This window comes from Rhodoligotrophos sp. CJ14, assembly GCF_038811545.1.
GTDB lineage: Bacteria > Pseudomonadota > Alphaproteobacteria > Rhizobiales > Im1 > Rhodoligotrophos > Rhodoligotrophos ferricapiens.
Genome location: NZ_CP133319.1, coordinates 1,219,962 through 1,238,439 on the forward strand (window position 1 = coordinate 1,219,962; position 18,478 = coordinate 1,238,439).

The following is an 18,478-nucleotide window of genomic DNA, read 5'->3' on the forward strand; positions in this document are numbered from 1 at the left end:
CTCGGGCGAGCCTCGGCTTCTCCGCCCTTACTTCGGGATCAGCACCGCCCGGAAGTCATTGACATTCGTATGGGTTGGTCCCGTCACCACGAGATCATCGAGGGCTGAGAAAAAGCTATAGGCATCATGCCCATCGAGCATCGCGCGCGCATCGAGCCCGAGCGCTTCTGCGCGCCCCAGCGTGTCCGGGGTGACGATCGCACCCGCATTGTCTTCGCTGCCATCAATCCCATCTGTATCGCAGGCAATCGCCGATACCCCCTCAACTCCCGCAAGTCCGATAGCGAGTGCGAGTGCATATTCGGCATTGCGCCCGCCCCGTCCATGTCCTTGGCCCTTCTCGCTGGCCAGCGTGACGGTGGTCTCGCCCCCTGAGAGAATGACTGCGGGACGTTTGACCGGCACGCGACCGGCCGCAAGCTCGCGGGCAAATTCCGCATGGGCAAAGCCCACCTCCCTCGCCTCTCCTTCCACCCGGTCCCCGAGATCAACAACCGTATAGCCGGCTGCTTCAGCAACGGCCCGGGCGGCGGCAAGAGACAGGCTCGGCGCGGCAATGATCCGGGCTTCCGTTCGCTCTAATTGTGGATCTCCCGGCTTTGGCGTTTCCGAGGCGGGATTTTGCAGCCATTGCAAGACGGGTTCTGGCGCTTCGATACGGTATTTGCCAAGCACCGCCAGCGCCTCGGCCCGGGTGGTCGCATCGGCAAGTCCCGGTCCCGACGCCACCGTTGAGGGATCATCAGCTGGGACGTCAGAAATCAGCAGAGAGACACAGCGTGCAGGCCAGGCGGCTTGCGCGAGCCGGCCGCCTTTGATCGCCGAGAGATGCTTGCGCACGCAATTCATTTCGGTGATGGTCGCGCCCGACGCGAGCAGCGCGCGATTGACCTCCTGCTTATCCGCAAACTCGATGCCATCAGCCGGCAGAGCCATCAAAGCCGAGCCGCCACCCGAGATGAGGCAGATCAAGAGGTCATTCTCGCCAAGGCTCGTGGCGAGGCTCAGAATACGCTGCGCCGCCCTGTGTCCCGCTGCATCGGGAACCGGATGCGCCGCCTCCACCACCTCGATATGCCGCGTCAGCATTCCATGGCCATAGCGCGTGATCACCAGGCCCTCGAGCGGCCGCGACCAATGCTCTTCCAATGCGCGCGCCATGGCGGCCGCAGCCTTACCAGCGCCGACCACCAGCGTGCGTCCGCTCGGCGGTTCAGGCAGATGCCTCGCCAGCACCGCCGCGGGATCGGCAGCTTTCACCGCTGCCGAAAACATCTCCATCAACAGGGCACGATCTCTGTTCTCAGGCGCGAGCTGGTGTTCATCGGCCATAGGTCTTGAACTCCGGGTCCGAGCGGTCCTAAAGAGCGACCGAAGGTACCCTTCTCGGCTGGCCAAGAAAATCCCTTGAGCCGCCTTTGGCCGAAATTAGCGCAAGCCCGCTTGCGCGAAGGCCTGTTCCGCTCCGCTATGCCAAGGCGGCGCCTCTCCAGCCTCCGCAAGGCTTTTCGTGGTCACCTCGCGCAAGGCGGGATGAAGTGCCGCAAAGCGCCCGAGTTCATGGATAATCGTTTGGGTCACCGCCGCGACCACCGCCGGCTCCGTCTGTTCGGAAGTGACGAGCGCCGCCATCGTGCCGAAACTTTCGATCGCCTTGGCCTGGCCATCATAGACATCGGCCGGGATCACCATCTTTCGGTATTCAGGATGCGCTTTCACGATCGCATCGACGGCGGGCCCGGTGACATCGATCAGATGTGCGTCACATCCGGCCAGCGTCTCCTCGGTACTCGCCGAGGGATGCCCCGCCAACCAGATGAAGGCGTCGATCGTGTCGTCGCAGAGCGCCTGCCCCTGTTCGGTCGATGTGAGATGAACCGCCTCGATATCCTCATCGCTCCAGCCGAGCGCCGCCTGGATCTGGCGCCAGGTCGCAAGCGAGCCCGAGCCCGTATTCCCGATCCCAATCCGCTTGCCTTTGAGATCAGCAAGCGTGCGGATATTTGCGTTGTTATGGGCGATGATCGTGACCGTTTCGGCATAGAGGCTCATGACCTTGCGCAGGTTGGCAACGGCCGAACCTTGCCAGCCTCCCGTTCCGAGATAGGACTGCTCGGCCACATCGGCTTGCACGATCGCAAATTGAATGGCGCCCCGTTCCAAGGCCCGGATGTTCTCAACCGAGCCGTCGGTGGTCTGGACCGTGCAGAAAAGCCCGAGCGCCTGCCGTCTCTCGTTGATCAGCCGACAGATCGCACCGCTCACCGGATAATAGACGCCCGTCACGCCCCCCGTTCCGATCGAGATCGTTCTTAGCGCTTCGCCCTTCCCCGGGGTTTCTGCACCCACCGCTGAAACGCCAAGTCCGATTGCGGCGGCGATCGCTATCAGCACCGAAGATTTCATGGCTCCCCTGCGCAACTCCCGACGCGGCCCCTCCCACATCGGTCCACCGCGAAGATCTTCTAGACCGATCATAACGGAAGCTTGCAAGCCCGCCAGGGACAGCTGTGACCTTATTGCGCCAGCGTTGCTGAAACCCCACAGCCATTCCGGTGATACGGAAACGTCTACGATGCAGGATGAGGATTCCGGGGGTGTCGACAGACGACAACGCTCTACACGGACCCGCGAAGCTACCGCGTCTCCAATCCGGCAGTTCTGAGGGTCGGCTGGTTCGCAGATTGAGCTTTGCCGAACAGGATTTGTTCTATTTGCAGGACCCGCTCTCTTCGCCGTGCGAGCGCCTTGCTGAATCTTCCAAACAGACGCCCCTTCGTCTTTTCCTCACGGCTGGCCTGGAGATGTTCGATGAATATTTCCGGTGACGACTCGTCATCGATCCTGTCGAAAATCCAGCAGAATTCAACGGGCAAACGTTCAATATTGAAAAGCGGCTTCGCGCCTGCCGCGTCTTCCGCAATGATCCTTTCCAGCACCAGTTGGTCCCATAGCGTGGGATCATTCGCGCATGCAGCCTTCCATTTCTCGAGCAGACTGACGGCCGTCTGCGAGTCATTGACAAGCAATGTGCCGCTTAAGAGACGGCCGGTTGGAGCATAATAGGCCGCGAGATCGCCGCTGAAGCACGTGAGCTTGGGCCATGGATTGCGATGAAGAACGGCATCCACGTCAAGATAGAGCAGTTGCCCGCAGTGCTTCCTGCGCATGTCCAGCAATATGCTCGGCTTGAGGCCGGCGTTGCGGACCCATGACCCAAGGGACGGAACGGCCATAATATCAACTCTCAGCCCCAGCAATTCAGCAGATTTCAGCAGCCGGTCCTTCTCGATCTCATAGACACCCCCGGTGGTGTAAAAAGCGACGATGACCCCTTCGCGCTGCATGGCGATGGATCGTCGCGCCACCAGCTCGCCAAAGCTGGGAAATGCAGGCACGCTTCTCTGGCGCTTTGGTGTCCAACCTCTAAATCTGTTGATCGCTGTGAGCGATATTTCCTCAAAACTGCTGGTCATGTTGGATACGTACCCTCCAGGTTGCAGTCCGGACATTTTCTATAATTGCGAGAGTTAAGGTCAGCCGCCATCCACGCCGCACCAAGCAGCTGTAGTGCGAACTTACCGCCCCAGTGACATTTACGCTCGGATGCTGCCCGACTGGCCTCCGTCAGGCTAATCGCTGGCCGTGCAGAGGCATTTTGAGCTGGCCACGGTCCCTCAGCATCCCCAGCACGCTGCGGCGCTTGCGGATCCGACGGACCACTTCGATGGCCACCTCGACCACCAGGCCAAGAGCCGTGGCCGGACTATGAAGGACGAGCAGGGCCCAGACAGCGGCGCGGCCATGGATATATGCAAAGTCACGTTTGCCACGCCGCCGGCGCTGCGCGAGAGCAAGCGCCAATCGGGACGCGGCGCATTGCGCGATCACATGGCGGCGGCTGGTATTGTTGGCATGTTGCCGGTAATGGTGCAGAACATTCGGCAGGTTGCGGATCTCGCCTAGCTCCTCGAGACGGAGGAACAGATCATTATCCTCTTGATAGATCAGGGCGGGGCGATAAGCGCCAGCTGCGATGACGGAGCTGAGTCGCATCATTACGGTGGCATGCACGAGGGCCACAGACATTTTCCAGCCGCCAAGACTGCTGCGCGGCCGTTCCGGCTTGACGCTGATCTTCCGGCCAGCAAGGCTGATCGGCAGGACTTCTGTCGGGCCGATAAAGCTCAGGGCCGAGCCCACCGCGACCACATTCGGATGCTGATCGAGATAGCTGACTTGCATCGCCAGTCGGTGAGGATCGGCAAGATCATCGGCGTCCATGATCGCGAGATAGCATCCTCGCGCGGCCGCGATCGCTGCGTTCAGTGCTGGGATTCGTCCCGGCTCAGGGCTCGACAAGCAAACGATGCGGCTGTCCTCTGCGGCGAGCCTGCAGACGACCTGTGCCGTGTCGTCGGTTGAGTGGTCATCCACCACGAGAAGCTCGAAATCCTCATAGGTCTGCTCAAGCAGACTACGAATCGCCGCCTCGATATGGTCGCCCGCATTGCGCGCTGTTATTACGATAGACACCTTATGGTTGAATTGCGGCCAGCACCTGCTCACAAGAGCGCCCCTTCCGTCTGTTGGACCACGCCAATCTCGACCTCACCGATGTGGCTAAATTTGGTCATCGTTACGCCCCACGATGGCCTGCCTGGCGTCGCGCAGGGCAAATAGGCTTGATTCTCACCCTTGCGTAATTTATCCATGTGGATCATGCCAAATGCAGAGTAATGCTGAACCCAGCCGCGGGAGCGGGAGCGGGGATCCTATGGGTGCTGTCAAGAACACGGTCTTCATTCACACGAACGCCAAGCAGATGGTCGGCGCCCTCGTGGCAGCTCACTCGCTGAAGCGGAATTCGAAGAAGCCGGATGCGTTCGATGTGCGGATTATCACCCAAGAAGACTATCCGCTTTTCAAGGAATATGAAGGCAAGCGCTTTCTGCGTGCCGGCACCCAGCGGGTCTGGGTCAATGATGATCTTCAGTCCTTCACGCCCCTGCGGTTCCTGCCGCCCGAACTGATGTCCTACCAGGGTCGTGCTGTAGTAATTGACCCCGACATTTTCGCGGTCGGTGACATCACCGAGTTGCTCGAACGCGACATGGAGGGCAAGGCGATTTTTGCCCGCCCCCGCCCCGGCCATAACGGGCGCTCCGATTATGTGGCCAGCAGTGTGATGTTACTCGACTGCGCGAAGCTCCGTCATTGGAACTTGGCGGAGAATTTCGAGGCGCTGTTCCGCAATGAGCGGGACTATGAGGACTGGATCATCCTGGCCTATGAGCCTCGTGAGAGCCTAGGCGCGCTCGAGCCCGAATGGAACGACTTCGACCGCCTGACCGCCAAGACGCGGCTCTTGCACAACACCAAGCGCAAGACCCAGCCCTGGAAAACGGGCCTGCCGATCGACTTCACCAATCGCGTGAAACTCGAATGGCTCGCGAAGATCCTTGGGAGCAATGGCATTACACTGCCCGGGCGCTATAAGCGCCACCCCGACCCAAACCAGGAGAACCTGTTTTTTGGACTGCTGAGGGAATGCGTCGAGAATGGCCAGATCTCCGAGAGCTACCTCAAGCAGGAGATTGAGCGCCAGCATATCCGTCCTGATGCTCTCGTTCAGATGAAGAAGGCTCCGGACCTAGCTGAGCTGCACCTTTCCTGAGATCTCCGCCGCCGAGGATTGTGCCTCTGCGTCACCGCGTCGCCACCTTGGGGCCACGAGAAGATGCCGGTTTGGTGGAACGATTTTGTGTCTCTCGGCTTTACCTAGCGCTTGTGACCGGAATGCACTTGGTTGCACATGCAGCCGGGAGGTTACAGTGTGCGGCACGGAGAGATCTATCGATGCTGAAATGGGCACTTATCTTTTTTGTCGTATCCCTTATTGCGGGTGCTCTCGGATTCTCCGGAGTCGCCACGGCCGCCGGGTCTATCGCGAAAATATTGTTCGTCGTTTTCCTTATCGTCTGCTTGGTCTTCCTGATTCTCGCCTTTGTCGCAGGTGAGATCCTGCTATGATAACGGTTTATTAACCAATTATCATCTTAGCTGTCACTTGGGCACTGCAGCACTTAGCAGCAATTTGGACCAACTTCAGCGGACGCGTGACTGACTGAGGAGCAGCAATATGACGCCGACGGAGCCTCGTAGAAGCAGCAGCACAACCACAGCAATTTGGATCGTTGTCGTGGTGGTGGCCCTGCTGTTGATTGCCTGGGCAGCTGGACTGTTCTCAGGCAGGGAGACTGATACCGACACCGCGCAACCGCCGGCGACCAGCAGCGAGCCCAGCACGCCGCCCGCCGGAGGCACGCAGCCGAGCACCCCGCCGGCTGGATCGCCTTCGACACCGCCGGCCACACCGCCGGCAACCACGCCGCCGGCGACCACCCCACCGGCAGGTGGCACGACCACGCCGGGCAATACCCAGCAGTAAGATCGCAATGATGACGCGGCCAGTTCTCAAAGCCTGGCCGCAACTCTGGTGAGAGAAGCGGTGCGATTGAACGGAGATCGCGCCGCTTTTCTATTTCGCGTGTGTTTTTCCGGTTTTTGAGCTAGAGCACTTTTGAGCGAATTGGTACCAGTTCGCACGAAGAAAACGCGACGCAACAAGAAGTTAGAGCCGTTTCGCAATTCATGGAAAAGCGAAAGCCCTCCAGCTCGGCTTCCTTGAAAATGCCGCAGGGCAACCGTAAAGGCGTCTGCAAGGAAAACTATGGTGAGCTCAAAATGAGTGCAAATCGCCGCGATGTTCTTACTGCGTTTGTCTCCGGCCTGGCCGCGCTGGCCCTTTCGGGTCCAGGCCATGCCTTTGCGGCTGGAGGGCCTGTGCTTGGCGATGCCGTTCCATTCTCTTTCGAAGGCCTGAAAGAGCGGGCGCGCGCGATGGCCGCTGCGCCCTGGCAGGATCCCAAATCGAAATTTGGCGAAATCCTGCAGAAGATCGACTACGACGCCTTTCAGAAGATCGTCTTTCGGCGGGATGCTAGCCTGTTTGCTGACCGGACCGATGCACCCCCCATTCAGCTGTTTCATCTTGGCCGCTATTTCCAGGAACCCTGCTCCATAGCCGTCGTGGAAAATGGCATGGCCCGCGAGGTCCACTATCGGAATGCCTATTTCGATATGCCTGCCGACCATGTGGCGCGCCAGCTTCCGGAGGATATCGGCTTTGCCGGCTTCCGCGTCATGGCCCCGTCCCAGAAGACCGACTGGCTCGCCTTTCTCGGCGCAGCTTATTTCCGCTCGTCCGGCGCCTTGGATCAATATGGCCTGTCTGCCCGCGGCATCGCCATCGATACGGCCCTGCCAACCCCTGAGGAATTCCCGCGTTTCACCGGCTTCTGGCTCGAAAGCGGCGGCTCTGACGATCATGTCATCATCTATGCCTTGATGGACGGCCCCAGCATCGCCGGCGCCTATCGCATGGATTGCCTGAAACAAACCGGCGTGGTGATGGACATCGACGCATGTCTTTATCCGCGCAAACCGATCAAGCGCATGGGCGTGGCCCCCCTGACCAGCATGTTCTGGTATGGCGAGAACGATCGTCGACAGGCCATAGAGTGGCGGCCGGAAATCCATGATTCCGATGGGCTCGCCATATGGACGGGCACGGGCGAGCGCATCTGGCGCCCGCTGAACAACCCGCGCCGGGTCATGACCAACAGCTTCATCGACAGCGATCCCAAAGGCTTCGGTCTGCTCCAGCGCGACCGCAATTTCGATCACTATCAGGATGACGGCGTTTTCTATGACAAGCGCCCCTCGGTATGGGTCGAGCCGAAAGGATCCTGGGGCGAAGGCGAGGTGCAGCTTGTCGAAATCCCGACCGATGACGAGATCCACGACAATATCGTTGCCTATTGGGTGCCGAAGCGTCCGGCCGAGCCTGGCACCAGCTTTGAATTCTCCTATCGCCTCCACTGGGAGGCCGATGAGCCCTTCCCCACCAATCTTGGCCGCGTGGTTGATACATTCTCAGGAATCGGCGGCATTCCCGGCCAGCCACGTCCACCTGGCGTCACGAAATTCGTGGTCGACTTCATGGGCGGTGACTTGCGGAAGCACCAGCGCGGAGAAGTCGAGCCTGTGGTAACCCTATCGCGCGGCGAACTCGGACTGGTGGACGCCTACCCGCTGGCCAATAATCCCGACCGGTTCCGCACCTTCTTCAACGTCAAGGCTACGGGTCCGGATCCGGTGGATCTGCGGCTCTACCTCAAGGGCAAGGACGGGGGCGCCCTTACCGAAACGTGGCTCTATCAGTTCTTTCCCGAAATATCCTCCGCTTGAGCACAACAACACTTGGCCACGCCGGGAGGTTCCCGCACGCTTGGGAACCTCAACACTTTGGCCTTGTTTACTGGTCGTTAGTGAAGAATTAAACGTTGCTGCCAAAAATAGAACCAATTGTAGATAAACTTGATTGACCATTTCGAATGGGCAAATGGCGGGGCGGGTGAATCATCCAGCCACCGAGCCTCACATTTATTCCAGGGTGTTCGGGAGGTGGGCTGCCGCCACGGTGCGCTGCGGCTTGAGCCTCGCTGCTAGCATATGGAAGGATGCCAAAAATGGAAGGCCAGGCTCCAGAAATTGGTCGACTTGCGCTGCGAAAGATCGGTCAACGGTTGCAGGGAGAGCTGACCGGCAACCCAGCGGGAAAACTGCCAAGCGAGATCGAACGGCAGCTCGCAAAACTCGCTGAGCTCGATACCGATCGCGCCTCACCACCCTCTCGCCTCCTCCATCATCAATAATTGGTTCTTGCCGCGCGTCGGACTTGACCTCGCCCAAGCTTCCAGCACAGTGGGGCACCTGTCGTTGGAGTTTCGGAAGCGGAAATGCGGATAATTTCCATGTGTGTGGCCGGTGTCATGGCATGTGCCCTGTTCACCGGAGAGGTCTCGGCTGCGTGCCAGAACACCGGCAGCTTCGAGAGCTGGTTGCGGCAATTCAAGCAGGAAGCGGCTGCCCAGGGCATCAGCCCAGCGGTGATATCATCCGCCCTGAACGGCATCACGCTTGACGAGAGCGTGATCAAGGCTGACCGGGGTCAGGCGGTCTTTGCCCAGAGCTTTCTGACCTTTTCCGACCGGATGGTATCCAAGAACCGGATCGAGAAAGGCAACCAGCTTCTGCGCAAATACAAGGCTTATTTCGATCGAGCCGAACGTCAATATGGGGTGCCCGGTGCGGTGATCGTCGCCTTCTGGGGGCTTGAAACCGATTTCGGCGCCAATCTCGGCAACAAGCAAACCCTGCGTTCGCTGGCAACCCTAGCCTATGATTGCCGGCGGCCTGACAAATTTCGGGAGGAGCTGCTGGCTGCCTTGCGCATTATCGAGCGCGGCGACCTTACGCCCGAACAGATGCGCGGGCCCTGGGCCGGCGAAATGGGTCAGACTCAGTTCCTCGCGTCCAACTACCTCAAATATGCCGTGGATTTCGACGGGGACGGCAGGCGCGATCTGATCAACAGCATCCCCGACGTGATCGCCTCAACCGCCAACTATCTCGATGCAATCGGCTGGAAGCCCAACCAGCCATGGTTGCAGGAGGTGCGCGTCCCCGAGAACCTTCCCTGGCACCAGTCGGATCTCGATGTGAGCCATCCACGGTCGCAATGGGTGAAATGGGGGATCAAGCCGACCGGCAATGCCTCCCTGCCGGCAGATGGGGTGCAGGCCTCCCTCGTTCTTCCTATGGGGCGAAATGGGCCGGCCTTCCTCGCCTATGACAATTTCCGCATCTATACGGAATGGAACGAGTCGCTGGTCTATTCCCTGAGCGCCGCCTACTTCGCCACCCGTCTGGCTGGCGCCCCCCCGCTGCGCCGCGGCAATGCACCTGACGCCCTCTCCCTGAGCCAGGGTCGTCAGCTGCAGCAGATCTTGGCGCGCCGTGGCTATGATGTGGGCAAGATCGATGGCATCATCGGCGCAAAGACCCGCGCCGCCGTGAAGGACGTGCAGCAGAAGCTCGGCCTGCCGGCTGATGGATACCCAACGTCCGAGCTGCTGACCCGCCTCAACTGATGATCGCTTTCGCGGGCGCGAGCAGCGCCGGCATGATCAGGGCCGCTCCTCCGTTGGAGCGGCCAGATCGCTTATGCCTCACCCGGTGCCGCAGCAAGCCTCGCCACCCGCTCCACATCGACACTTATATCCAGTTCTGAAAGCTGGTCGATTCGCCACCAGGCTGCCTCCAAGGCGTCATCGCCCGCCACAGGCTCACCGGCCTGCCACTCACATTTGACGGCGATGAGGATGAAGTGCCGTTTGAGCGGCGAGCATGGATCAAGCCCATCGGCGCGCTCGAATACATCGAGCACGGCCACGGGCGCGACCGGAACTGCAGCGACAGCCGTCTCTTCCGCAAGCTCCCGGACCGCGGCATCGAGGACCCGTTCCCCGGCATTGATCTTGCCACCGGGAAAACCCCATTTTCCCTGATCGGGTGGATTGGCCCGCCGCACCAGCAAAGCCTGGCCGTCGCGAATGACGACGGCCAGCACGCAGGCAATGGGTTTTGCCTCAGGAGGCAAGGCGCTCGATATCGGCGCCGCAGGCCCCAAGCTTCTTTTCCAAACGCTCAAACCCACGGTCGAGATGGTAGACCCGGTGCACCGTTGTCTCCCCTTCCGCCGCGAGGCCCGCGATGACCAGCGAAACCGAGGCGCGCAGATCGGTCGCCATGACCTCCGCCCCGCGCAGACGCTTCACCCCATAGACCGCTGCAGAATCACCATTGAGCCGGATATCCGCCCCGAGGCGGGCGAGCTCCTGCACATGCATGAAGCGGTTCTCGAAGATCGTCTCTGTGATGGTGCTGGTCCCCTCGGCCCGGGTCATCAGCGCCATGAGCTGTGCCTGCATATCCGTGGGAAAGCCCGGATAGGGCTCGGTCGTAACCTCGACGGGCTTGAGCCCGGCGCCGTTGCGGGAAATCCTGAGCCCCTGATTGGTCGGGCTGGTGGAGACGCCAGCACGGTCGAGCACATCGATCACGCTGCCGACCAGGTCCGTGCGGGCACCAAGCAGATGCACATCACCCCCCGCCATCGCCACAGCCATGGCATAGGTCCCGGCCTCGATACGGTCGGGCAGCACCTCATGCGTCGCACTATGCAGCCGCTCGCGGCCCTGCACATGCAGGGTGGAACTGCCAATCCCTTCGATATGGGCACCCATCTTTACCAGGCATTCAGCGACATCGGAAATTTCCGGCTCGCGGGCCGCATTCTCGATCACCGTTTCCCCGCGCGCGAGCACCGCGCTCATCAGCGCCGCATGGGTTGCACCTACCGATACCTTGCTGAAGGAAATCTTGTTACCCCTGAGCCCCTTGGGTGCCTTTGCCACCACATAGCCCTGATCGATCTCGACATTCGCCCCGAGATTCTCAAAGGCCTGGATGTGCATGTCCACTGGCCGGGTGCCGATCGCACAGCCGCCCGGCAGTGAAACGCGCGCTTCCCCGCAGCGAGCAAGCAGCGGCCCGAGCACCCAGAAGCTCGCCCGCATGCGTGACACGGTTTCATAAGGCGCGGTCGTATCCACGATCGTCCGCGCCGTCAGATGCATTGTATCGCCCTGGATTCCGCTGGTTCCCAGACGTTTTCCATCGACGCTGATATCGACCCCGTGATTGCCCAGAATGCGCATGAGCAAGGTCACATCCGCAAGACGGGGTACATTACGCAGGGTGAGCGTATCGTCCGTCAACAAACTTGCAATCATCAGAGGCAGGGCGGCATTCTTGGCGCCCGATATTTGAATTTCGCCATTGAGGCGATTGCCTCCTCGGATGCGGATTCTATCCATATACTTGTCCCCTCGGGCACGTCGGCCATTGGAAGTCTGGGAATATATCACCCTAATTTTGCGGCGAAATTGTTAACATGTCGCCGTATAGGAGGCCATTACCCGTCTGTCTGATTCGCTTCAGGGATCGGAGGAGACATCAGAGCTCGCCCTCTCTTCGGCGACTTGCTCATGGACATCCTGCCCGCCCGGTGATTGGCGCCTGTCGCGCAACTGTGTTTTGCGCTTGCGCAGATTAGCGCGCAGCGCCTCTGCCAGACGTCGCGCCCGCTCGTCATTCGGCTTATGAGGTTCCTTGCTCCTTGTCATGGGAGTCCTAGTGTACTGCTAGAGTTTATTTAGCATAAGATAGAGAATGCTGCCCCAAAATCGGCGCGCATCCGCCAAACGCCTGCTGGGGCAAAAATGCGCGGATGAAATCCAACTGCTCGCTTGCACATGGCGGCCGGCTGTGGCAGTTTCCGGCCCGTCCCGGCGACGTGGTGAGCAATCCCTCCGGGACGTCTCGGCATTGCTGCTGTAGCTCAGTGGTAGAGCACTCCCTTGGTAAGGGAGAGGCCGCGAGTTCAATCCTCGCCAGCAGCACCAGAAACCCCAATAAAATCAGTATTTAGCATACGGACACTCCCCTTTTCCGCTTTCGTGCGGGGAACGATGTGGAGCGGGAGCGTCACCCACGGGCGCGTCTTGCAATTTGCGGCTTAGCACCACCTGGGCAAGGGTGAGGCCGGAGGTCGTCCTCCTATTTCAAGCCAAGCCCGTTGTTCCAGTTCTGCTCGAGCACTTTGCCTGCGCGGGTGATATGCGCATCCATAATTGCGGCGGCCTTGTCCCCGTCGCGCTTCAGAATGGCCTCGAAGATCGCCCCATGCTCGGCATGGGAGTTGCGCACCGATTGATCATCGAACAGCAGCACCAGCTCGCTATGGGTGAACCACCGCGTGCCACCGCCGGAGACGAGGATCGGCAGATGCAGCGTATCGTTGATGGCCTGGCGGAGGATCTTGTTCTGCGTGGCCTCGATGATCGTGTCGTGGAATTGGGCATTCAGCATGCGCCAGCAGCGCGCCGAGTCATTGCGCCAGCTGCCCTCGTTCAAGAGGGCCTCGGTGCGCTCGGTCGCATCCATGATCTGCGCCCGGCCATGGACGCTCAGTCCATTCTCGGCGGCGATTCTGCAGGCCAGGCTCTCGAGTGTGCGGCGCACGCGATAGGCACCCAGAACATCCTCCAAAGTGCAGCTGCGCACTTCATAGCCGCGATTGGGAAGATAGGAGACCAGCCCTTCCTTGGACAGGCTGTTAAGCGCGTCCCTGATGGGGGTGCGTGACACCCCGAGAAGCTTGGCGAGCTCAGCCTCGGGCAACCGGCTCCCGGGCGGGAACTTCCCGCCGAGCAGCAATTCGCGCAGCCTGTTGGTGGTCAGGCTAGTCCGGGTGACGACCGTCTCATTCATTTCGCGCACCCTCCGGGGCCGCCCTGCCGATCAACATACAATTTCTCATATTGCATACAACTTACCATCTTGCACACATTCAGATCGATGGCATACTGCCGTGAATGACCTTGTCGGAAGAACAAGGGTGGGATGAAACGCCGGAAGAGGCTCGGTGCGGTCGTGCACCGAGAGCGCTTATGCTTTTGCCATAAGCACCTGCCCCGGCGAAACCAGGACGTGCTGCCTAATGCCCGGGCAAACACAAAGCGCTCAACCGTTTCCGAAATTATTCGAGCCGATACGCCTTGGTTCGCGAGAGGCGCGCAACCGCATCATGCGGGTCGCCACCACCGCCCATCTCGCTGAGCGCAACCGTGTCGGCGACCGTATGCTGGAATTCTATCGGACCCTCGCGCAAGGCGGTGCGGGCGTGATCGTAACCGAGGGCTTGCGGGTTCATCCCTTCGAAGCCGAACCGGCCGGCGCCATGCTGATGTGGGACCGGGCCTCGATCCCGGGCATGCACAAGCTCACCAAGGCTGTTACCGCCGAGGGTGCCTTGTTCATCGGCCAGCTCAATCACGGTGGCCGCCAGCATCTGGGCCGCTTTGTGCCACCGCTCATGGTCGCGCCCTCCGCAATTCCCTGCCCGCGCAGCGGCGGTGTTCCCCATGCGCTCACCACCGAAGAGATCGAAGATCTGATCGAATGGTTTGCCACTTCGGCCATGCACTGCATCGAGGCCGGCATGGATGGTGTCGAGATCCATGGCGCACAGGGACACCTGATCCAGCAATTCGTCTCCCCTTACTCCAACCATCGGGACGATCTCTATGGCGGCAGTTTCGAGAACCGCATCCGATTTCCTCTGGCCATCATCGCCGCGGTCCGAAAACGCATCGGCTCCGCACCGATCGTGGGCTACCGGCTGGGTGTCGACGAGCTCACCGCCGGTGGACTGGGCGTCGAGGAAACGAAGCGCCTGGCTGAACATCTGTCGGCCGATGGGCTCGTGAGCTATGTCTCGCTCAGCCAGGGCAATTTCAACACCATTGATATCCACCTTCCCGAGCGGCATTTCCCGATGGTCCCCTATCGGGAACTCCAGGCGCAAATTAAGCCTGCCGCCGGCGAGCTGCCGGTCGTGATGTGCACGCGCATTCAGACCCCGGAACAAGGAGAGGATATTCTCGCCGCCGGCGAGGCCGACATGATCGGCTTCTGCCGTGCCTTCATCGTGGATCCACATTGGCCCAAGGCTGCAAAAGCCGGACGAGCGCAGGATATTCGGCGTTGCATCGCCTGCAACCAGTGCTGGGGCTGGATCAGCGAGGGTGGTCCCATCGGCTGCGCCGTTAACCCCACGCTCGGGCTTGAGTACAAATGGGGCAAGCTGGAGAGAGCCTGGCACCGAAAGAAGGTGCTGGTGGTAGGCGGCGGCCCGGGTGGTCTCGAAGCTGCTCGCATTGCCGGCCTTCGCGGCCACCATGTGACATTGATCGAGAAATCAACAGAGCTTGGTGGCCGCCTCAAGACAGCGCGTCTCGCCCCACACTTCTCCGAGCTCCAGCACGTTCTCGATTACCTCGTGCCCCAGGTTCAAGCCGCTGGCGTGGAGACCATAACCGGACAGGAAGCCGATTATGAGCTCATCGAAGAGCACAGCCCGGATTGCGTTGTGCTCGCGACCGGAGCGATGCCGCACACTCCTGCCCTTACAGGCGATGGCTCCGTCCCTGTGCTCACCTCGGATGGCATCATCGATGTCGCCGCTCTGCGCGACGGCACCATCATCATCATGGACGAGGACGGCTATTTCTGGCCGGCAGCAGTGGCCGAGGCTGCAGCCCAGCTCGGCCGCCGGGTTGTCTTTGCAACGCGCTTCTTCGAGCCCTTCCGGGAAATGCCGATGGTGAGCCGCATCGCCACCCTGCGTGAGCTCGACCGCCGCGGCGTCGAGATGCGGGCGAACATGGCGCCGATCAGCGCATCCAATGGCAGCGTTGCCTTGCGCCACTATCAGTCCGGCCGCGAGGAGCTCATACCCGATTGCGCGGCCCTGTTCTGGGTCGGCCTGCAGCAGGCCAATGACGGTCTCTCGGCGCGTCTACGGGCCAACGGGTTCGACAAGAAGGATGTGATGGTGATCGGCGATGCCTTCGCCCCGCGGCGCCTGCCTCAGGCCCTGCGCGAAGGGCATGCCGCCGGCCGGTCAATCTAACGGGAGGACGTCATGCGCTCCTGGCAGCTCGGCATTAACATTGCTGGCCTCATCCTGGGCATTGCCGTCATTTTGATGGCATCGCAACTGACCGTGATGGATGCGGCCGGTCCGGGCGGCGGCTTCTTCCCCATCTGCATCGGCATATTGCTCATGGTCAGCAGTGGAGCGATGCTGATCCGCGGCGAAGAGGAGCCCGCTTCTGCGCGCTTTCTCCCACCTCGGCCGGCGCTGTTGCGGATCATCATGGTTCTGCTCGCGCTCTGCGTTCTGGCCATTCTCATGCCGCGCATCGGCTTCCTGCCGGCGGCCATTTTCACCATGCTGATCCTGCTGCCGGCGGTGGAACGCCGCAGCTGGCTTGCGACCGCCCTTCTCGCCGTCGCAGCCAGCGTGATCATCCATGGCTTGTTCGCCTATCTACTCGACGTGAGCCTGCCTCGCGGGCCCTTGGGGATATAGGCCGATGGAGATGATCGACGGCCTATCCCAGGGCTTCAGCGTCATTCTCGGCTGGGAGAACCTTTATCTCTGCTTCCTCGGCAGCTTGATTGGCACACTGATCGGCCTTTTGCCCGGTATCGGCCCTTTGGGCGCCATCTCCCTGCTGCTCCCCATCACCTTCCAGCTGCCTCCGGTCGGCGCCATCGCGATGCTGGTCTCGATCTTCTATGGCGCCATGTATGGCGGATCGACCACCGCCATCCTCATCAACATTCCTGGTGAGGCCGCATCTGTCGTAACGACCCTCGACGGCCACAAGATGGCCTTGTCGGGTCGCGCAGGCCCCGCCCTTGGCATGGCAGCGCTTGGCTCCTTCATCGCTGGCATCCTCAGTCTCATTGCCCTCAGCTTTTTCTCGCCGATGCTCATTGAAGCGGCCCTGCGCTTCGGGCCGCCTGAGAATTTCTCGATCATCATTCTGAGCCTGGTCGCCACGATTTTCATGGTGCATGGCTCCCTGACCCGAGCGGTGCAGATGATCGCTCTCGGATTGCTCGTCGCGGTGGTCGGCATCGATGTCGTGGATGGTCAGGAGCGCTTCACGCTTGGCCTGCTGGATCTGACCAGCGGCTTCGATCTTGCCGCCGTGGTGATCGGCCTCTTCGGCGTCTCCGAGATCCTGCTCAACATGGAAGACATGGTGCGCGGCCAGGCGATCCAGACGAAGCTCAACCAGCTCTGGCCCACGTTCCGGGATTGGCTTGCAAGCTGGCTGCCGATCTTGCGTGGCACCGTGATCGGCTTCATTTTCGGCATCCTGCCGGGCGGCGGACCGGTGACGGCCGCCTTCGTCTCCTATGCCGCCGAGAAGCGCCTGTCGCATCGCCCCGACAGGTTCGGCAATGGTGCGATCGAGGGCGTGGCCGGTCCAGAATCCGCCAACAATGCCGCCGTGGGTGGCAGCATGATCCCCCTTCTATCCCTGGGCCTGCCAAGCAATGCGGTCACAGCGCTGCTCCTTGGCGCTTTCATCATTCAGGGCGTCCAGCCCGGACCTCTGCTGATGTCGCAGAACCCGGAGCTCTTCTGGGGCGTGATTGCCGCCATGTTCGTCGGCAATGTCGTTCTGCTTATCCTCAACCTTCCGCTGATCGGCCTCTGGGTTCAGCTGCTGCGCGTGCCCTACGCCATCCTGTTTCCGATCGTTCTGCTCTTGGGCGTGGTGGGCGCTTATTCCTCCAACAGCAACATGTTCGATGTCTGGGTCATGATTGGCTTCGGCGTGCTCGGCTACATTTTGAAGAAGGCCCATTACGAGCTTTCGCCGCTCGTGCTGGCCATCGTTCTGGGCCCGCTTCTCGAGCAGTCGCTCCGCCAATCTCTGATCATGTCGCATGAGGGTCCGATGATCTTCGCCAGCCGGCCAATCTCGGCGGCGATGCTAATGGCGGCGGCGGTTCTCCTTGTTCTTCTCGTCGCCAAGAAAACAAAAAAGGGAGCATACGCATCATGAAGAGGCTTTTGGCAGCAGCGCTCGCGGTACTGTTCGGCTGCGCAACATACCAGGCACAAGGCGCATCAGCCGAGCTCGAGAAGCTTAAGCCGGCGGACTTCCCCGACAAGCCCGTCGAGCTCGTGGTCGTCTATCCCGCCGGTGGCGGCATGGACTATACGGCCCGGCTTCTCGCGAAGTACATGGAGAAGCACTTCGACAACAAGGTTGTCGTCCAGAACCGGACCGGGGGCGCCGGGGTCATCGGCCACACCTATCTCGCAACCCAGGCAAAGCCGGATGGCTACACCCTCGGCGTGGTCGCCAACACCATGTGGGCCGACAGCCTGTTTCGGGCGAACAATCGCTGGACCTACAAGGATTTCGAGCCGATCGCCTTCATCAACTACGATCCGCTGACCTGGGCCGTGGCCACTGATGGTCCGTTCAAGGACAAGTCGCTGAAGCAGATTATCGAGGCTGCCAAAGCCTCCCCCGGGACGGTCCGCGTCGCCGTGCTCGGCGGCAATACCTCGGAATTCCTGGCCGAGCATGTGGAGGTGGTGAGCGGCGCCAAATTCACCAAGGTGCCGTTCCAGGGCGGCGCGCCCGGCATCACCGCGGCCCTGGGAGGCCATGTGGAAATCGGCGGTGCCTTCACCGCGGAATATCGCGGCCATATCGATGCGGGCAAGATGCGGGCGGTCGGCGTGGCCGGCGCGCAGCGCTCCCCCACCCTGCCCGATACGGAAACCTTCAACGAGGCGCTCGGCAGCAACGAGATCATTTGGCAGGCCTGGCGCTATGTCACGGTGCCGAAGGGCATTCCCGAGGACCGCAAAGCTTTCCTGATCGCATGGGTCAATGCCGCGCTTGATGACCCCGAGCTGCAGGCGGAATACCGCAAGACCGGCGCGCTCATGGATCGCAATCTCAAGGATCCCGCACAGATCAGCGCCGAGATCGACAAGCTCTTCGCGCTGGAAAGCGAATTCTACAAGAAATCCGGCCGCCTGAAATAAGCAGAGGGGAAAGCG

17 protein-coding genes and 1 tRNA gene are annotated in these 18,478 nt (G+C 60.8%); 10 read left to right on the forward strand and 8 right to left on the reverse strand.

Features of this window, described 5'->3' with window-relative positions; all coding sequences use genetic code 11:
- Window positions 1–27: 27 nt before the first annotated feature.
- From RCF49_RS05620 to RCF49_RS05635, 4 genes are all read right to left on the reverse strand, one after another.
- Entirely contained in the window at window positions 28–1,332 is a 1,305-nt protein-coding gene (locus tag RCF49_RS05620) for a glycerate kinase type-2 family protein (RefSeq protein ID WP_342643058.1), read from the reverse strand.
- 96 nt (window positions 1,333–1,428) lie between these two features.
- A complete protein-coding gene (locus RCF49_RS05625; RefSeq protein ID WP_342643059.1) occupies window positions 1,429–2,406 on the reverse strand; it encodes a TAXI family TRAP transporter solute-binding subunit in 978 nt (325 codons plus the stop codon).
- Window positions 2,407–2,636: 230 nt separating this feature from the next.
- Window positions 2,637–3,476 carry a putative nucleotide-diphospho-sugar transferase gene (locus tag RCF49_RS05630; protein ID WP_342643060.1) on the reverse strand — a complete coding sequence of 280 codons (840 nt, stop codon included), beginning with the start codon at window positions 3,474–3,476 and terminating at the stop codon, window positions 2,637–2,639.
- Window positions 3,477–3,627: 151 nt separating this feature from the next.
- Window positions 3,628–4,536, reverse strand: a complete 909-nt coding sequence (locus RCF49_RS05635; RefSeq protein ID WP_342643061.1) for a glycosyltransferase family 2 protein — start codon at window positions 4,534–4,536, stop codon at window positions 3,628–3,630.
- Between the two features lie 241 nt (window positions 4,537–4,777).
- Here RCF49_RS05635 and RCF49_RS05640 point away from each other — a divergent pair, with 241 nt between their 5' ends.
- Window positions 4,778–5,677, forward strand: coding sequence for a hypothetical protein (locus RCF49_RS05640; RefSeq protein ID WP_342643062.1), 900 nt, complete (start codon window positions 4,778–4,780; stop codon window positions 5,675–5,677).
- 182 nt (window positions 5,678–5,859) lie between these two features.
- The gene (locus RCF49_RS05645; protein WP_342643063.1) at window positions 5,860–6,033 is read left to right on the forward strand and encodes a DUF1328 domain-containing protein; all 174 of its coding nucleotides are present in this window, start codon (window positions 5,860–5,862) and stop codon (window positions 6,031–6,033) included.
- Between the two features lie 75 nt (window positions 6,034–6,108).
- Here the strand turns inward: RCF49_RS05645 and RCF49_RS05650 are convergent, their stop codons facing one another.
- Complete coding sequence (locus RCF49_RS05650; RefSeq protein ID WP_342643064.1) at window positions 6,109–6,429, reverse strand: hypothetical protein; 321 nt, start codon at window positions 6,427–6,429, stop codon at window positions 6,109–6,111.
- Window positions 6,430–6,747: 318 nt separating this feature from the next.
- Between RCF49_RS05650 and RCF49_RS05655 the strand changes: the two genes are divergently transcribed.
- The 3 genes from RCF49_RS05655 to RCF49_RS05665 all read left to right on the forward strand — a co-directional run bounded on the left by RCF49_RS05655 (window position 6,748) and on the right by RCF49_RS05665 (window position 10,058).
- The gene (locus tag RCF49_RS05655; protein ID WP_342643065.1) at window positions 6,748–8,313 is read left to right on the forward strand and encodes a glucan biosynthesis protein; all 1,566 of its coding nucleotides are present in this window, start codon (window positions 6,748–6,750) and stop codon (window positions 8,311–8,313) included.
- 281 nt (window positions 8,314–8,594) lie between these two features.
- On the forward strand, window positions 8,595–8,780 hold the full coding sequence (locus tag RCF49_RS05660; RefSeq protein ID WP_342643066.1) for a hypothetical protein: 186 nt from the start codon (window positions 8,595–8,597) through the stop codon (window positions 8,778–8,780).
- 84 nt (window positions 8,781–8,864) lie between these two features.
- Window positions 8,865–10,058 carry a lytic murein transglycosylase gene (locus tag RCF49_RS05665; RefSeq protein ID WP_342643067.1) on the forward strand — a complete coding sequence of 398 codons (1,194 nt, stop codon included), beginning with the start codon at window positions 8,865–8,867 and terminating at the stop codon, window positions 10,056–10,058.
- Window positions 10,059–10,129: 71 nt separating this feature from the next.
- Here RCF49_RS05665 and RCF49_RS05670 read toward each other — a convergent pair whose 3' ends face one another.
- Both RCF49_RS05670 and murA read right to left on the reverse strand, forming a co-directional pair.
- Entirely contained in the window at window positions 10,130–10,567 is a 438-nt protein-coding gene (locus tag RCF49_RS05670) for an NUDIX hydrolase (RefSeq protein ID WP_342643068.1), read from the reverse strand.
- Window positions 10,557–11,846, reverse strand: a complete 1,290-nt coding sequence (murA, locus tag RCF49_RS05675) for a UDP-N-acetylglucosamine 1-carboxyvinyltransferase (protein WP_342643069.1) — start codon at window positions 11,844–11,846, stop codon at window positions 10,557–10,559. The genes RCF49_RS05670 and murA overlap by 11 nt, the downstream gene beginning before the upstream one ends.
- Before the next feature lie 513 nt (window positions 11,847–12,359).
- Here murA and RCF49_RS05680 point away from each other — a divergent pair.
- A tRNA-Thr gene (locus RCF49_RS05680) sits at window positions 12,360–12,434 on the forward strand.
- 154 nt (window positions 12,435–12,588) lie between these two features.
- Here the strand turns inward: RCF49_RS05680 and RCF49_RS05685 are convergent.
- Window positions 12,589–13,302, reverse strand: coding sequence for a GntR family transcriptional regulator (locus tag RCF49_RS05685; protein ID WP_342643070.1), 714 nt, complete (start codon window positions 13,300–13,302; stop codon window positions 12,589–12,591).
- A 229-nt stretch (window positions 13,303–13,531) separates the two neighbouring features.
- Between RCF49_RS05685 and RCF49_RS05690 the strand changes: the two genes are divergently transcribed.
- The 4 genes from RCF49_RS05690 to RCF49_RS05705 are packed head-to-tail and all read left to right on the forward strand — an operon-like array spanning window position 13,532 to window position 18,463.
- On the forward strand, window positions 13,532–15,505 hold the full coding sequence (locus tag RCF49_RS05690; RefSeq protein ID WP_342643071.1) for an FAD-dependent oxidoreductase: 1,974 nt from the start codon (window positions 13,532–13,534) through the stop codon (window positions 15,503–15,505).
- Between the two features lie 12 nt (window positions 15,506–15,517).
- Window positions 15,518–15,967 (forward strand): tripartite tricarboxylate transporter TctB family protein, encoded by a 450-nt coding sequence (locus RCF49_RS05695; protein ID WP_342643072.1) that lies wholly within the window; start codon window positions 15,518–15,520, stop codon window positions 15,965–15,967.
- A gap of 4 nt (window positions 15,968–15,971) precedes the next feature.
- The gene (locus tag RCF49_RS05700; protein WP_342643073.1) at window positions 15,972–17,462 is read left to right on the forward strand and encodes a tripartite tricarboxylate transporter permease; all 1,491 of its coding nucleotides are present in this window, start codon (window positions 15,972–15,974) and stop codon (window positions 17,460–17,462) included.
- Window positions 17,459–18,463: a Bug family tripartite tricarboxylate transporter substrate binding protein gene (locus RCF49_RS05705; RefSeq protein ID WP_342643074.1), complete on the forward strand. Its 1,005-nt coding sequence runs from the start codon at window positions 17,459–17,461 to the stop codon at window positions 18,461–18,463. The genes RCF49_RS05700 and RCF49_RS05705 overlap by 4 nt, the downstream gene beginning before the upstream one ends.
- Window positions 18,464–18,478: the final 15 nt, after the last annotated feature.

What these genes read in the sequence shown, in the direction of transcription:
- RCF49_RS05620 (WP_342643058.1), bottom strand. Translation starts at nt 1,332, where the DNA reads ATGGCCGATGAACACCAGCTCGCGCCTGAGAACAGAGATCGTGCCCTG.
- RCF49_RS05660 (WP_342643066.1), top strand. Translation starts at nt 8,595, where the DNA reads ATGGAAGGCCAGGCTCCAGAAATTGGTCGACTTGCGCTGCGAAAGATC.
- RCF49_RS05690 (WP_342643071.1), top strand. Translation starts at nt 13,532, where the DNA reads ATGCCCGGGCAAACACAAAGCGCTCAACCGTTTCCGAAATTATTCGAG.
- RCF49_RS05625 (WP_342643059.1), bottom strand. Translation starts at nt 2,406, where the DNA reads ATGAAATCTTCGGTGCTGATAGCGATCGCCGCCGCAATCGGACTTGGC.
- murA (WP_342643069.1), bottom strand. Translation starts at nt 11,846, where the DNA reads ATGGATAGAATCCGCATCCGAGGAGGCAATCGCCTCAATGGCGAAATT.
- RCF49_RS05640 (WP_342643062.1), top strand. Translation starts at nt 4,778, where the DNA reads ATGGGTGCTGTCAAGAACACGGTCTTCATTCACACGAACGCCAAGCAG.
- RCF49_RS05700 (WP_342643073.1), top strand. Translation starts at nt 15,972, where the DNA reads ATGGAGATGATCGACGGCCTATCCCAGGGCTTCAGCGTCATTCTCGGC.
- RCF49_RS05665 (WP_342643067.1), top strand. Translation starts at nt 8,865, where the DNA reads ATGCGGATAATTTCCATGTGTGTGGCCGGTGTCATGGCATGTGCCCTG.
- RCF49_RS05630 (WP_342643060.1), bottom strand. Translation starts at nt 3,476, where the DNA reads ATGACCAGCAGTTTTGAGGAAATATCGCTCACAGCGATCAACAGATTT.
- RCF49_RS05695 (WP_342643072.1), top strand. Translation starts at nt 15,518, where the DNA reads ATGCGCTCCTGGCAGCTCGGCATTAACATTGCTGGCCTCATCCTGGGC.
- RCF49_RS05645 (WP_342643063.1), top strand. Translation starts at nt 5,860, where the DNA reads ATGCTGAAATGGGCACTTATCTTTTTTGTCGTATCCCTTATTGCGGGT.
- RCF49_RS05685 (WP_342643070.1), bottom strand. Translation starts at nt 13,302, where the DNA reads ATGAATGAGACGGTCGTCACCCGGACTAGCCTGACCACCAACAGGCTG.
- RCF49_RS05705 (WP_342643074.1), top strand. Translation starts at nt 17,459, where the DNA reads ATGAAGAGGCTTTTGGCAGCAGCGCTCGCGGTACTGTTCGGCTGCGCA.
- RCF49_RS05655 (WP_342643065.1), top strand. Translation starts at nt 6,748, where the DNA reads ATGAGTGCAAATCGCCGCGATGTTCTTACTGCGTTTGTCTCCGGCCTG.